General features: G+C 67.5%; 14 protein-coding genes. 6 read left to right on the top strand and 8 right to left on the bottom strand.

The features are described from left to right. The first annotated feature begins 7 nt into the window (after positions 1–7). The 5 genes from FBZ89_RS19575 to FBZ89_RS30935 all read left to right on the top strand — a co-directional run bounded on the left by FBZ89_RS19575 (position 8) and on the right by FBZ89_RS30935 (position 2,783). A complete protein-coding gene (locus FBZ89_RS19575) occupies positions 8–574 on the top strand; it encodes a sigma-70 family RNA polymerase sigma factor (protein WP_145751534.1) in 567 nt (188 codons plus the stop codon). Continuing rightward, the gene (locus FBZ89_RS19570; protein WP_145751533.1) at positions 571–1,383 is read left to right on the top strand and encodes an anti-sigma factor family protein; all 813 of its coding nucleotides are present in this window, start codon (positions 571–573) and stop codon (positions 1,381–1,383) included. The genes FBZ89_RS19575 and FBZ89_RS19570 overlap by 4 nt, the downstream gene beginning before the upstream one ends. Before the next feature lie 136 nt (positions 1,384–1,519). Then, complete coding sequence (locus tag FBZ89_RS19565; RefSeq protein WP_145751532.1) at positions 1,520–1,978, top strand: SRPBCC family protein; 459 nt, start codon at positions 1,520–1,522, stop codon at positions 1,976–1,978. Next, on the top strand, positions 1,971–2,300 hold the full coding sequence (locus FBZ89_RS19560; RefSeq protein WP_145751531.1) for an ArsR/SmtB family transcription factor: 330 nt from the start codon (positions 1,971–1,973) through the stop codon (positions 2,298–2,300). Before FBZ89_RS19565 ends, FBZ89_RS19560 begins: the two co-directional genes overlap by 8 nt. A 138-nt stretch (positions 2,301–2,438) precedes the next feature. Beyond that, positions 2,439–2,783 carry a hypothetical protein gene (locus tag FBZ89_RS30935; RefSeq protein WP_186457446.1) on the top strand — a complete coding sequence of 115 codons (345 nt, stop codon included), beginning with the start codon at positions 2,439–2,441 and terminating at the stop codon, positions 2,781–2,783. 50 nt (positions 2,784–2,833) lie between these two features. Here the strand turns inward: FBZ89_RS30935 and FBZ89_RS19555 are convergent, their stop codons facing one another. Next, the gene (locus tag FBZ89_RS19555; protein ID WP_145751530.1) at positions 2,834–3,754 is read right to left on the bottom strand and encodes a bestrophin family protein; all 921 of its coding nucleotides are present in this window, start codon (positions 3,752–3,754) and stop codon (positions 2,834–2,836) included. 318 nt (positions 3,755–4,072) lie between these two features. Here FBZ89_RS19555 and FBZ89_RS19550 point away from each other — a divergent pair, with 318 nt between their 5' ends. Continuing rightward, positions 4,073–4,402 (top strand): hypothetical protein, encoded by a 330-nt coding sequence (locus FBZ89_RS19550; protein WP_145751529.1) that lies wholly within the window; start codon positions 4,073–4,075, stop codon positions 4,400–4,402. Positions 4,403–4,439: 37 nt separating this feature from the next. Here FBZ89_RS19550 and FBZ89_RS19545 read toward each other — a convergent pair whose 3' ends face one another. From FBZ89_RS19545 to FBZ89_RS19515, 7 genes are all read right to left on the bottom strand, one after another. Further along, entirely contained in the window at positions 4,440–5,468 is a 1,029-nt protein-coding gene (locus FBZ89_RS19545) for an agmatine deiminase family protein (protein WP_246172348.1), read from the bottom strand. Between the two features lie 127 nt (positions 5,469–5,595). Continuing rightward, positions 5,596–6,426, bottom strand: a complete 831-nt coding sequence (locus tag FBZ89_RS19540) for an ABC transporter permease subunit (RefSeq protein WP_145751528.1) — start codon at positions 6,424–6,426, stop codon at positions 5,596–5,598. Continuing rightward, positions 6,426–7,412, bottom strand: coding sequence for an ABC transporter permease subunit (locus FBZ89_RS19535; protein ID WP_425465968.1), 987 nt, complete (start codon positions 7,410–7,412; stop codon positions 6,426–6,428). The genes FBZ89_RS19540 and FBZ89_RS19535 overlap by 1 nt, the downstream gene beginning before the upstream one ends. 22 nt (positions 7,413–7,434) lie before the next feature. Then, positions 7,435–8,562: an ABC transporter ATP-binding protein gene (locus tag FBZ89_RS19530; protein ID WP_425465971.1), complete on the bottom strand. Its 1,128-nt coding sequence runs from the start codon at positions 8,560–8,562 to the stop codon at positions 7,435–7,437. 367 nt (positions 8,563–8,929) lie between these two features. Further along, on the bottom strand, positions 8,930–10,012 hold the full coding sequence (locus FBZ89_RS19525) for a polyamine ABC transporter substrate-binding protein (protein ID WP_145609183.1): 1,083 nt from the start codon (positions 10,010–10,012) through the stop codon (positions 8,930–8,932). A gap of 203 nt (positions 10,013–10,215) precedes the next feature. After that, positions 10,216–12,039: a monovalent cation:proton antiporter-2 (CPA2) family protein gene (locus FBZ89_RS19520; protein WP_145751527.1), complete on the bottom strand. Its 1,824-nt coding sequence runs from the start codon at positions 12,037–12,039 to the stop codon at positions 10,216–10,218. A 119-nt stretch (positions 12,040–12,158) separates the two neighbouring features. Continuing rightward, positions 12,159–13,361, bottom strand: a complete 1,203-nt coding sequence (locus tag FBZ89_RS19515) for a glutathionylspermidine synthase family protein (RefSeq protein WP_145751526.1) — start codon at positions 13,359–13,361, stop codon at positions 12,159–12,161. Positions 13,362–13,364: the final 3 nt, after the last annotated feature.

Below are 13,364 nucleotides of genomic sequence, written 5' to 3'. Positions count from 1 at the left end.
GCGTGCCATGAACGACATGATGCTGCTGATCGAGCCGCTGATTCCACCGCTGCGGCGCTACGCCCGGGCGCTGGTGAAGGACCACGCCACGGCGGACGATCTGGTGCAGGATTGTCTGGAGCGGGCCATCACCCGCTGGCACCAGCGGCGGCAGGACGGTGACGCCCGCACCTGGCTGTTCACCATCCTGCACAACCTGGCCGTCAGCCATATGCGCCAGAACCGGCGGCGCGGCAGCCACGTCACCCTGGACGACGGGGTGGACGAGGCCATGATCGCCCGGCCGGCGACACAGGAGGACGCGCTGCACCACGCCGACGTGATGCAGGCCCTGCAAACCCTGCCGGAGGATCAGCGCAGCGTGCTGCTGCTGGTGTCGGTGGAAGACCTGACCTATGCCGAGGCGGCACGGGTGCTGGACATCCCCATCGGCACCGTCATGTCCCGCCTGGCCCGGGCGCGGGAGAAGCTGTTACGGAAGATGGAGGGCGCCCCCGCGCAGGAGGCCGCGAAGGGCGGCGCCACCATCCATCGCCCGGTTTTTGGCGCTGGAATTTTCAGGAGAGTGAAATGAACCCCGGCCGCCCCATCACCGAGGAAGACTTTCAGGCCTATGTCGACCATGCCCTGGACGAGCGGCGCCAGGAGGAGGTTGAGGAGTATCTGTCCACCCACCCCGACGCCGCCCGGCGCGTGGCCGCCTACACCGCCCAGCGTGAGGCCCTGCGCGCCGCCCTGGCCCCCATCGCGGAAGAGCCGGTGCCCGACCGCCTGAATCTGGCCCGCCTGGTCGAGGCGCGGCAACACCGGCAGGCGCGCTCGTGGCTCTCTGTTCCGGGGGCCGGCCCCTGGCGCACCATCGCCGCCGCCGTGGCCCTGGTGCTGATCGGCGGGGCCGGCGGCTGGTCCATGCACGGCATCACCGCCGGCAAGGCGTCGATGAACCCTGAGAGCATGCTCACGCAGGAGGCCATGGACAATTACCGCGTCTACGCGGCCGACGCCGTGCGGCCGGTGGAAATGCACGCGGGCGAGCAGGAACAGCTGCTGCGCTGGGTGTCACAGCGGCTGGACCGCAAGGTGGCGGTGCCCGACCTGTCGGCCTCCGGCTACCGGTTCATGGGCGGGCGCCTGGTCGCCACCGCCCACGGCCCGGGTGCCATGTTCTTCTACGACGACAGCAGCGGCAACCGCATCGCCATGCTGGTGCGGCCCATGAAGCAGGATGGCGACGCCCCCATGACCGAGCACCAGAAGGACGATGTCGGCGGCGTCACCTGGTGCAACCGCGGCATGGGCTATAGCCTGGTGGCAGACGCCTCGGCCCAGGCGCTGCACCCCTTGGCGGATGAGGCGCGACGGCAGCTGCGCACCAAGATTTGATCTTTCGCAGGAGCGGCACCGAACCAAACGCCACCTCGGTGCTTGTACAGATCGGATACAGGACCAGAAAGGCAACCAAATGGTTGCTGTTCTCGTTTGGACAGGCTATAAATTGGCAACCAGGAGGTTGCGAAAAATGTCCGATCACATTCGCAAGCACATCGAGCTGAAGGCCCCCATCGAGCGGGTGTGGCGGGCGCTGACCGATCATGAGGAATTCGGCGCCTGGTTCCGGGTCAAGCTGGACGGGCCTTTCGTGCCGGGCCAGGAGGCGACCGGCCGCATCACCCATCCCGGTTATGAACATGTGAAATGGCGGGCGACCGTGGTGCGGATGGAGGCGCCGCACCTGTTCTCCTATACCTGGCATCCCTATGCCGTGGATCCGGAGAAGGATTATTCCAGCGAGACGCCCACCCTGGTGGAGTTCACGCTGGAGGAACGGGACGGCGGCACCCTGCTGACCATCACCGAAAGCGGCTTCGACACCTTGCCCGACAACCGCCGGGTGGAGGCGTTGCGCATGAACGAGGGCGGGTGGACGGCCCAGGCGCACAACATCCGCGCCCATATCGAGGGGCCGCTGGATGACTGAGGCCGCCGCGGCGGCCAACCCCGCCACTGTCTTCGCCGCCTTGGGCGATCCCACCCGCCTGTCCCTGTTGTCCCGCCTCAGCGATGGGCATGCGCGATCCATTGCCGCCCTGTCGGCCGACACCACCTTGACCCGCCAGGCGGTGACCAAGCATCTGCACGTGCTGCAGGATGCCGGCCTGGTGGCCTGCGTGCGGGTGGGCCGGGAAAGCCGCTTCGCCTTCCAGCCGGAACCGGTGGCGGCGGCGCGCGGCTATCTGGACGCCGTGTCGGCGCAGTGGGACGGCGCCCTTGCCCGCCTGCGCGCCTTCGTCGAAGGCTGAGTTTTCCCGCCCTCAAAAAAAGTTCAAAAAAAATTGCATGCCCGGGAATAAAGCCCCCTGGCCGGCGTCTTATTGGCATCCCCCGTGCGGGAAAAACAAACCCCCTCAACGCGATGTCAAATTGAAGGAGCTTAGGCCATGAACACCCGGACTCTGTCTGCGTCGATCAAGACCACCGTCGCCGCCGCCCTGATGGGCGCCGCCACCTTCGCCGCCCCAGCCTTCGCCGCCCCGGCCACCGCCCCCGAGGCCACCACCATCCAGCACACCTGCGAACAGACCCTGGGCCTGACCGTCAACGACAGCGGCTATGCCGCCTGCGTCGCCACGCTGGCCCAGGCGCGGGCCGCCAGCGCTCGGCCGCAGACACCCGCCAACACCGCCTGCGCCGACGTGGGCCTGACCCCCGGCAGCGCCGACTACGGCCGTTGCGTCGCCAACCTGGATGGCGCCCTGAACCAGGTGCTGCTGGCCCCGAACTGACCGCTCCCCTCGGCCCCGCGCCCTATCCTAGGGCGGGGGGCCGCCGGCGGTCACATCAGGACGTGGTCCTTGGGCTGCGGCAGGGCGGGCAGGTCCGTCTCCCCCAGCGCCTCGCGCAAATTGATCTCCATGGTATCGGCCAGCGCCTCGATGGGCAGGGCGTTGGGCCGGGTGCCGAACGGCTCCTCCAGTTCATCCCCCAGGGCGTCCAGGCCGAAGAAGGTGTAGGCCACCAGCCCGGTGATGAAGGGCGTGCCCCAATGCAATACATCGGCGAAGCCGAAGGGCAGCAGGAAGCAGAACAGATAGGCCGTGCGATGCAGCAACAGGGTGTAGCCGAAGGGAACCGGCGTGTTGCGAATGCGCTCACACGCCGCCAGGACGGCCGACATGCGGCCCAGCGTGCCTTCCAGCACCGTGTACTGGATGTCGCTGACATGGCCATCGGCCAGCAGCTCCGCCAGCACCTGGCCCATCTGGCGCAGCAGGAAATCCGGCCGGTTGCGGGAGGATTCGAAGCCCACCAGCTGGCCGGCCGACAGGAAGCGGCGGGGCTTGGTGGCGTCGCCGCCGGGCCGCAGGTGGCAGACCAGGGCGTGGCCGAAGGCCATGGCCAGGCGCAGCAGCTGGCGCCGCGCGGCTCTCGGCTCGCCGTCCCGGTCCAGCATCAGCGTCTGCCGGCCCAGGTCGCGCACGGCATAGAGCAGTTGCCCCCAATCCTTGCGCGCCTCCCACCAGCGGTCGTAGCAGGCGTTGTTGCGGAAGCCCAGGAACACCGACAGGGCGATACCCAGCAAGGCGAAGGGCGCGCCATTGAAGGCGGGCGCCCAGCCCGGATGGGTGCTGCGCGCCCACACCACACCCGCCGACAGCACGAGGATGACCAGCACCTGGGGCAGGATGCGCAGGACGATGGAGCCGCGCAGGATGAAGAACAGCCGCAGCAGGCCGGGCCGGTCCCGGACGATCATGGTGGATGCTTTCCATTGACGAACGCCGGCGACAGCCAGCGGCACCTAGGACGATGCACCCGCCGCCGCGCCGAATCCAAACGCAAAATCAAGCGGCTGCCATCCGTATCCTTGATACGGGCGCCTTGATGGTGACCATTTCAGTGGAAATATAAAAATAAAGCCGGATCCTACAAATATTCATAAAAATAAAACCAGTGATTGTTCCATAAACAACTGAATCATCCAATCCAGTAAACGCTCCTACTCTTACAAAAGACCCACACACCCGTAGCGTGCCAGACACCAGGCACGCCTAACCTTGAAGGATATCATGCTATGTTGAAATCTTCCGTCGTCGCGATCACCGCCCTGTTCGCCCTGGCCGCCCAGCCGGTCCTGGCCGCCGACACCATGCCGACCGTCACCGTGCACCCGTCCATCGACCGCGCCTGCCAGGACGCCCTGCACGTCAGCCCCGCCGACACCCAGTATGCCGCCTGCGTCGCCAGCCTGAAGGAGACGCTGTCCATGACCAAGAAGATGCATGAACAGCGCAGCCAGACCGCCTGCGGCGAAGCCGGCCTGACCGCCGGCACGGAAGCCTACGACCGCTGCGTCACCAACCTGAGCGGCGCGCTGCAACAGGCCCAGACGACGGTCAATTGATGAGCGACGCATGCCCACGCCGCAGCCGCGCCCCCCCTCAGGGGCGCGGCTGCTGCTGGGTGATGCAGTGGATGCCGCCGCCGCCGCGCACGATGTCCAGCGCCGGGACCTGCACGATCTGGCGGTCGGGGTAGAGGCGGCTGAACAGCTTAGCGGCCTCCGCATCCATGGGGTCTTCGAAGGCGGGCAGGACCACGCCGCCGTTGGCCAGGTAGAAGTTGGTGTAGGACAGGGTCAGGCGCACGCCCGCCTGTTCCTGGCGCGCCGGCGTGCGCAGGGTGACGATGTCCAGCTCCCGCCCTTGGGCGTCGGTCGCCATGGACAGCCGTTCGATATTGTCCTGGAAGGTATCGAAGTTGGGGTCGTCGGGATCGTCCGTGGTCATAGCCAGCACCAGGCCTGGGCGGATGAAGCAGGCGATCTCGTCGATGTGGCCGTCGGTCTCGTCCTGCTCATAGCCCCGGCCCAGCCAGATGATCTGGCGCACGCCCAGGAAGTCGCGCAAATGCCCCTCGATCTCCCCCCGCGTCAGGCCGGGGTTGCGGTTGGGGTTCAGCAGGCATTCCTCGGTGGTGATCAGCGTGCCCTCGCCATCCACATGGAAGGACCCGCCCTCCATGACCAGGGGCGCCTTGAAGCGGGGAATGTCCTGGCCCTTCAGGATTTCCGCCGCCACGTGGGTGTCGGCCTCGAAATCATCGTAGTTGCGGCCCCAGGCATTGAAATCCCAATCCACCCCGCCGATGCCGCCCTTGCCGTCGATGACGAAGCTGGGGCCGTTGTCGCGAATCCAGCTGTCGGACAGGGGCACCGGGATGACGCTGACCGGCGCGCCCGAGCACAGGATGGAGGCGTCGGCCACCTCCCCCGGCGGGGCCGCTATGGTCACCGGTTCGAACTGCGCGATGGCCTTGGCCACGGCGGCATAGGCCTGACGGGCGGCGTCCAGCCCGTTGGGAAAGGTCTCCGCCCGGTTGGGCCACGCCATCCAGCAGCGGTCGTGCGGGTGCCACTCACCGGGCATGACGAAGCCCGCCGCAGCGGGGGAACCGGGGGTGTAGGTCATGGGCGCAACATCTCCGCCACCGCCCGGATCAGGCGGCATGTATCCGAAAAAGAACAGTATCCGGCCGGGGGGACGGCCTGGCAATCAGCGCTTTGGATGAGCCCGCCTCCGAGCCGCCGAGGGGAGGTCAGGCCTTGCCGGCCTGGCTTTCCTCACGCTCGCGGACGCGGGCGCGGCGGGCCTCCAGGAAACCCGCCAGACCGATGCCGGTGGCGACCACCGCCACCACGATGGTGGCCAGCGCGTTGATCTCCGGCTTCAGCCCCAGGCGGATGGACGAGAACACGATCATCGGCAGGGTGGTGGAGCCCGGGCCGGAGACGAAGCTGGTGATGACCAGGTCGTCCAGCGACAGGGTGAAGGCCAGCAGCCAGCCGGACACGATGGCCGGCGCGATGATGGGCAGGGTAATGACGAAGAACACCTTGGCCGGACGCGCACCCAGGTCCATCGCCGCCTCTTCCAGCGAGACATCCATGCTGACCAGGCGCGACTGGATGACCACGGCCACGAAGGACATGGTGAAGGTGATGTGGGCCAGGACGATGGTCAGCACCCCGCGCCCCGCCGGCCAGCCGATCAGCTGCTCCGCGCTGACGAACAGCAGCAGCAGCGCCAGGCCCATGATCACCTCGGGCATGACCAGGGGGGCGGAGATCATGCCGGCGAACAGGGCGCGGCCGCGGAAGGCGCCGAAGCGGGCCAGCATCAGCCCGGCCACCGTGCCCAGCACCACGGCCCCGCAAGCGGTGGCGAAGGCGATGCGCAGCGACAGCCACGCCGCCTCCAGCATCTGCCCGTCCTGGATCAGCTCGTGGTACCAGCGCAGCGAGGCTCCGGTCCAGACGGTCAGCGAACGGTTGTCGTTGAAGGAATAGACCACCAGCAGAAGGATGGGCAGGTACAGAAAGGCCAGGCCCACGCCCAGCAGCACCATCGGCAGGCGGGACTTTTTCATCACGCGGCCCCCTTGTCCTGGTCGCGGCCCTGGAAGTGCTGGAAGATCATGATGGGCCCCACCAGGAAGGCCAGCAGGGCGATGGCCACGGCCGAGGCCGACGGCCAGTCACGGCTGTTGAAGAACAGGTTCCACAGCTCGCGCCCGATCATCAGCGTATCGGACCCGCCCAGCAGCGAGGGGATGACGAACTCACCCACCGCCGGGATGAACACCAGCAGCGAGCCCGCGACGATGCCCGGCAGCGACAGCGGCAGGGTGATGGTCAGGAAGGACTTCCACGGCCTGGCGCCCAGGTCGGCCGCCGCCTCCAGCAGCGTGTGGTCCATCTTTTCCAGCGTCGCGTACAGCGGCAGGATCATGAACGGCAGGTAGGAATAGGTGATGCCGATGTAGACCGCGAGGTCGGTGTACAGGATCTTCAGCGGCTCATGGATGATGCCGAGGCTGAGCAGCAGGTTGTTCAGCAGCCCCTCGTCCTTCAGGATGCTCATCCACGCATAGACGCGGATGAGGAAGCTGGTCCAGAACGGCAGGATGATCAGCATCAGCAGCGGCCCGCGCCGCTTTTCCGGCGCCGTGGCGATGGCGTAGGCCATGGGATAGCCGATGAAGAGGCAGCACAGCGTCGAGACGAAGGCAATCTTCAGCGAGTTCAGATAGGCCAGCAGATAGAGGTCGTCGTCGAACAGCGCCTGGAATCCGCTGAAGCGGATGTGCACGTCCAGCCCACCGTCCACCCACTCGATCAGCTTGGTGAAGGGCGGAATACCCACCGCCGGCTCCGCCACGCTGATCTTGAGCACGATCAGGAAGGGGATGAAGAAGAACAGGACCAGCCAGGCGTAGGGGCCCAGGATGACGCCCCCCCGGCCGGTGAGGCCCAGGCGTCGGGTGACGCGCAGCACGCGGTCCTTCACGGTGCGCGGCGCCACGGGGGGCAGGGCGGGAGAGGGCTGCGGTGCGGCGGCGGTCGGCGGAGGCATGGCCAAGGCGGGTCCCCTCCCCTCAGTCCGTCAGGACGACGCCGGCGAATGGCCGCCAGCTCAGCCAGACCTCGTCGTCCCAGGTGATGGGCAGCTCGGTGCGGCGGGTCACGTTGGGCGCCGTCGCCCGCACGCGCTTACCGCTGGCCAAGTCGATCTGGTAGATGGAGATGTCACCCAGATAGGCGATCTCGCGCACCACGCCGCGCGTGACGTTGCGGCCGCCGTCGGCCTCCGCCGGCTTTTCCTTGGTGATGCTGACCTTCTCCGGCCGGATGGCGACCCAGCAATGGCTGCCCGCGGCCAAATGGGCGGCGTGGGTGACATAGAGGTCGCAACCGGCCTCCGCCGAGCGGATAAGGGAGTGGTCGGGCTCCGATTCCACGATGTTGCCCTCGAACATGTTCACCGACCCGATGAACTCCGCCGTGAAGCGGCTGTTGGGGTATTCGTAGATCTCGGTGGGCGTGCCCACCTGGGCGATGGCGCCATGGTCCATGACCGCGATGCGGGTGGACATGGTCATGGCTTCTTCCTGGTCGTGGGTCACGACCACGAAGGTGACGCCCAGCTTCTCCTGGATGTTCACCAGCTCGAACTGGGTCTGCTCGCGCAGGCGCTTGTCCAGGGCGCCCAGCGGTTCGTCCAGCAGCAGCAGCTTGGGCTTCTTGACCAGCGAGCGGGCCAGCGCCACGCGCTGCCGCTGGCCGCCGGACAGCTGGTGCGGCTTGCGCTTGGCGAAGGGGGTGAGCTTCACCAGCTCCAGCATCTCCGCCACGCGGGTGCGGATCTCATCCTTGGGCACGCCGTCCTGGCGCAGGCCGAAGGCCACGTTGTTCTCCACCGTCATGTGGGGGAACAGGGCGTAGGACTGGAACATCATGTTGACCGGGCGGTCGTAGGGCGGGATGCCCGCCATATCGACGCCATCGATGAAGATGCGGCCCTCGGTCGGCTGCTCGAACCCCGCCAGCATGCGCAGCAGCGTCGTCTTGCCCGACCCCGACCCACCCAGCAGCGAGAAGAACTCCCCCCGGTAGATCGACAGGCTGACATTGTCCACGGCCGTGAAGTCGCCAAAGCGCTTCGTCACCTTTTCGATGCGGATGTACGGCTTGGCGGCGGGATCATGCCAGGGCTCGAACTTCACGGCCGGTGATTTGACAGCCGGTGATTTGCCGATGGGACCGGTGGCGGCCGGCCGGGGACGAGGGTCGGGGGCGTCGGACATGAGGCGGCGGATCACGATGCTGGAAGTGGGCCCGATGGCGGACGTCCGATGGGCGCTTCCTGATTGCTGGAACCGCCTGCCCGGAATAGCGTTCCGAACCTGCTGAATGCCAGGGTGCGCCCCCGCTGTCCATAGGAACTATGCGGTCTGCGGCCCTGGGCCGCGCGTTTTTTCGCAGGTGCGATTTTGCGCGAAAATGCCAAAAACGTGAAACAAGCCAAAGCTCAAGAAAAAGGGGCGCCTCCGGCGGGCGGCGCCCCTGTTACCCTCACCCTGGCCGGACGGCCTAGCGGCCGGTCTTGATGCGGGTCCAGGTGCGGTTACGCTCCTGCTCCGCCCGCTGGGCCAACTGCTTGATGGTGAACAGCTTGTCCATCACGTCCTTGGGCGGATAGATGCGCGGGTTGTCCTTGATCTCCGGCTTCAGCAGGGGCAGCGACGCGGGCACGGCATTGGCGTATGAGACAGCGTTGCTGATGCCGGCCATCACCTTGGGGTCCAGCATGTAGTTGATGTAGGCGTAGGCCTCGGCCACGTTGGGCGCCCCGGCTGGGATGGCCAGGGTGTCGAACCACAGCTGGGCGCCTTCCTTCGGGATGGCGTAGTCGATCTTGACCTTGCCGCCGGAGCGGGCCTGCGCCTGCAGCACGTCGCCGGAATAGCCGATGGCGACACAGGCGTCACCGCTGGCCAGCGGGTCGATGACGGACGGGACGAAGGTCTTGATGTAGGGGCGGATGCTGGACATCAGTTCCCCCGCCTTCTTCACGTCATCCGACTTCTCGCTGCTGGGCGGCAGGCCCAGGTAGTTCAGGACGGAAGGCAGGATGTCGGCCGGGCTGTCCAGCACGACGATGCCACAGCTGGCCAGCTTCTTGGCGCTCTCCGGATCGAACACCTGCTTCCAGCTGTCGATGGTCGCGGTGCCCAGCGCCGCCTTCACCTTGTCCGGGTTGTAGCCGATGCCGACGGTGCCCCACTGGTAGATGGCGGCGTACTCGTTGCCCGGATCCACCTCCGCCAGGCGGGCCATCAGGACGGGGTCCAGGTTCTTCAGGTTGGGGATCTTGGACTTGTCCAGCTTCTGCACCGCCTGCGCCTGGATGAACTTGCGCAGGGTGGGCTGGGCCGTGGGGACGATGACGTCGTAGCCGGAATTGCCCGTCAGCAGCTTGGCCTCCAGGGTTTCCAGGTCGGTGTAGACATCGTACTTGGTCTGGATGCCGGTGGCCTTGGTGAAATCGGCCAGCGTGGTCTCGCCGATATAGTCGGTCCAGTTATAGACGTGGACCGTCTTGCTCTGCGCCCAGGCGGCACCGGCCACCGCCACCACCAATCCCGCCAGCAGCGGCACCAGCTTCTTTTTCATCCACTTCCCCGTTCTTGGAAATTGGCCAGGCCCCACCGGGCATCCCGTTGCAGGCCCTGGTCGGGGGCATTTGCACCCCATGGGACAGGCCCTGTCAAGCAGCCGGGGCGGCCTGTCGCCCATTTGTACTACATGCTGCGCGCCGATCCGCCCTTTTGGGGCAAGCCCCGGAAAACACAAGCACCTTTGCCACCCCCCCGGCATCAGGTCGGCGCGCCCCGCGCCGCGATCTCCCGCGTTTCGGGTGTGAGCGGCCGCGCCTCCTTGCCAGCCTGGAACAGGGGCATGGGCTTGGGCTCCCTGGGCCGGAACTGATTGAAGCCCTCCAGCTGGCCGCTGGCCTGCTCCAGCGCCAGGCGCTCCTGGTCGCGGCGCCGCACCTCCTCCGCCGTCTCGCGCGCCTCTTCCTCCGGCAGTCCCAGGAACTCCAGCGCGCCCTGGCCGAAGGCCAGCGCCGATTCCAGGGTTTCGCGCACCTGCAGGTCCACCCCGGCTGCGATCAGGTGCAGGGTGTGGCGGCGGTCGTAGGCGCGCACCAGCAGCCCGGCGTGGGGGAAGCTGGACTTCACCAGATCCACGATCTTGTTGGCGGTGTCCTTGTCGTCCACGCACACCGCCACCGCCCGGGCCCGTCCGGCGCCGGACGCGTGCAGCACGTCCAGGTTGGTGCCGTCGCCGTAATAGATCTGGAAGCCAAAGCCGGCGGCCGCCTGGATCATCTCCACATCCGTGTCGATGATGGTGACGTCCAGCCCGCGCGCCAGCAGCGTCTGGCTGACCACCTGGCCGAAACGGCCGAAGCCGATGATCAGCACCGCGCCGTTGAGGCCATCGGGCCGCGCCAGGCCGGCGGTGTCCGGCGCCGGTTCGGGCAGCAGGTTCCACACCAGCCGCACGGTCATGGGCGTCAGCACCATGGAGAGGATGACGGTGGCCGTCATGACGGCGTTGACCTGTCCATCCAGCACGCCGACACCCATACCGGCGCCGTAGAGCACGAAGGCAAACTCGCCGCCCTGGGCGAACAGGGTGGTGCGCTGGACGGATTCCCGGCAGTCGGCACCCGAGACGCGGGCCACGGCATAGATGCCCGCCGCCTTGGTGGCGACGCAGCCCGCCAGCACCAGCAGCACCAGGCGCCATTCCGCCGCCACCACCGAAAGGTCCAGCGACATGCCCACGGCCATGAAGAACAGGCCCAGCAACAGGCCGCGGAAGGGTTCGATATCCGCCTCCAGCTGATGGCGGAAACCGGAACCGGAGAGCAGCACGCCGGCCAGGAAGGCGCCCATGGCCATGGACAGGCCGGAGCTTTCCATCAACAGCGCCGCCCCCAGCACCACGGCCAACGCCGCCGCCGTCATCGCCTCGCGGACCCGGGACCCGGCCAGCAGGCCGAACAGCGGGTTCAGCACCCAGCGCCCGGCCACGATGACCAGGGCCACGGCGGCGGCGGCCACCGCCACGCCCACCCAGCTGCCGCGCAGATCATGGCTGGCCTCCGGCGCCAGCAGCGCCACGACGGCCAGCAGCGGTACCACCGACAAATCCTCCAGCAGCAGGATGGACATGGCGCGCTGGCCGAAGGGGGTCGATATCTCCCCCTTCTCCTCCAGCGTCTGGATGATGGCGGCGGTGGAGGATTGGGCGAAGCCCATGGCGGCGACGAAGGCTGCCGCGGGCGGAAAGCCGGCCAGCACCCCGGCGATGGTCATGAGCGCGCCGCAGACGGCCGCCTGCGCCACGCCCAGGCCGAAGATCTGGCGCCGCAGGGTCCACAGCTTGGCCGGCCGCATCTCCAGCCCGATGAGGAACAGGAACATGACGACGCCCAGCTCGGCGAAATGCAGCACCGCCGCCGGATCGGCCAGGATGCCGAAGCCGAAGGGGCCGATGGCAAGGCCGGCGGCCAGATACCCCAGGATGGAACCGAAGCCCAGCCGCTTGAACAGCGGCGCCGCCACCACGCCGGCGCCCAGCACGGCCACGATCTGCATCAGGTCGACGCCGGACGAGGTGTCGGTCACGCGGAATACCCCCCAGGCTTGCCCCAAAAGGCCCCCGCCCGAATGGTTCGGGGCCCATGCGGTGGACCCTAACAAGGATGCGATGACCGGAGCAAGGCGGCCCCGGTCATCGCGCCCGATTAGCGGAAGTAATGCGGCAGGAAGCGTGAGGCGCCGGTGATGATGGGCCCCGAATCCTCGCGCACGCACAGGCCGGCGGCCTCATCCCCAACCACCCAGGCGCCCAGCACCACGTGCCGGCCGTCGTCACGGGCCAAATCCACCGCGCGCTGGTAAACCACGGGCCCTTGGTCGTAGGCGCCGGCGGTGCGCACCACCTCCCGCCCCCCACGCACCAGGCGGATGTTGGCGCCCTCGCGCGCCTGCACCGGCTTGGCGATCCAATCCGGCCCCACAGCCTCGGCGGTGAAGCCGGCGGGCAGCAGGTTGGGATGGCCGGGGAACAGGTCCCACAGCACGGTCAGGATGGCCTTGTGCGACAGCAGCATCTTCCACGGCGGTTCCACCACCGTCAGAGCGGCCCCCGTCATGCCCGCGGTCGGCAGATGGGCGCCGAAGCGTTCCGCCGCCAGCCATTCCCAGGGGTAGAGCTTGAACCACAGCGCCAGCGGCCGGCGCCGCTCATCGACGAAGCGGTTATCATCCTTGTCCCAGCCCACCTGGGTGATGGGCAGGTGGACCGCGTTCAGGCCGGCCTGGCCGGCCGTGTCCACCAGATACTCCACCGTCCGCAACTCCTCCTCATAGTCGGCGTAGGACGACAGGTGGACAAGGGCGCCGGACGGCTGGCGCCGGCCGATTTCCCGCCAGCGCGCGATCAGCCGCTCGTGGATGGAATTGAACTGGTCGGCGTCGGGCAGGACATCGCGCAGCCAGAACCATTGCACCACCGCTGATTCGATCAGGGTGGTGGGCGTGTCGGCGTTGTATTCCAGCATCTTGGGCTCGGCCAATTCCTCCCGGTCCGGATTGAAGGCCAGGTCGAAGCGGCCGTACAGGGCGGGATCGCCGCGCCGCCAGCTGTCGATGACATAGGCACGGTAGGCCGGGCTGAGCCCGAAGCGGTCCATCAGGCGCGGCGTCGCCACCACGGCCGCGACCGCCTGCAGGCATAACTGGTGCAGCGTGTTGGTCGCGGCTTCCAGCCTGTCGACTTCCCCGGCGGTGAAAGCGTAAGCGGCGGATTCATCCCACCACAGCCCATCGGCCCCGCCGCTGGGGGATAGGCCCCCAGGCGGCAGGCCCAGGGAGTGATAGGTCAGGCCCTGGGATTCGATGCGGGCGATCCAGTCGGCCCGGGGGATGAAGCAGATGCGTTCCATGAT

This window comes from Nitrospirillum amazonense (assembly GCF_007828045.1).
Classification (GTDB): Bacteria; Pseudomonadota; Alphaproteobacteria; order Azospirillales; family Azospirillaceae; genus Nitrospirillum; species Nitrospirillum amazonense_C.
Note: the sequence above shows the minus strand (reverse complement) of the source record. Positions and strands in the feature narration are given on the sequence as shown.

Coding starts and splice junctions, on each gene's coding strand:
- FBZ89_RS19515 (WP_145751526.1), bottom strand. CDS start 13,361: ATGGAACGCATCTGCTTCATCCCCCGGGCCGACTGGATCGCCCGCATC.
- FBZ89_RS19575 (WP_145751534.1), top strand. CDS start 8: ATGAACGACATGATGCTGCTGATCGAGCCGCTGATTCCACCGCTGCGG.
- FBZ89_RS19565 (WP_145751532.1), top strand. CDS start 1,520: ATGTCCGATCACATTCGCAAGCACATCGAGCTGAAGGCCCCCATCGAG.
- FBZ89_RS19570 (WP_145751533.1), top strand. CDS start 571: ATGAACCCCGGCCGCCCCATCACCGAGGAAGACTTTCAGGCCTATGTC.
- FBZ89_RS19535 (WP_425465968.1), bottom strand. CDS start 7,412: ATGCCTCCGCCGACCGCCGCCGCACCGCAGCCCTCTCCCGCCCTGCCC.
- FBZ89_RS19540 (WP_145751528.1), bottom strand. CDS start 6,426: ATGAAAAAGTCCCGCCTGCCGATGGTGCTGCTGGGCGTGGGCCTGGCC.
- FBZ89_RS19545 (WP_246172348.1), bottom strand. CDS start 5,468: ATGACCTACACCCCCGGTTCCCCCGCTGCGGCGGGCTTCGTCATGCCC.
- FBZ89_RS30935 (WP_186457446.1), top strand. CDS start 2,439: ATGAACACCCGGACTCTGTCTGCGTCGATCAAGACCACCGTCGCCGCC.
- FBZ89_RS19555 (WP_145751530.1), bottom strand. CDS start 3,754: ATGATCGTCCGGGACCGGCCCGGCCTGCTGCGGCTGTTCTTCATCCTG.
- FBZ89_RS19525 (WP_145609183.1), bottom strand. CDS start 10,012: ATGAAAAAGAAGCTGGTGCCGCTGCTGGCGGGATTGGTGGTGGCGGTG.
- FBZ89_RS19550 (WP_145751529.1), top strand. CDS start 4,073: ATGTTGAAATCTTCCGTCGTCGCGATCACCGCCCTGTTCGCCCTGGCC.
- FBZ89_RS19560 (WP_145751531.1), top strand. CDS start 1,971: ATGACTGAGGCCGCCGCGGCGGCCAACCCCGCCACTGTCTTCGCCGCC.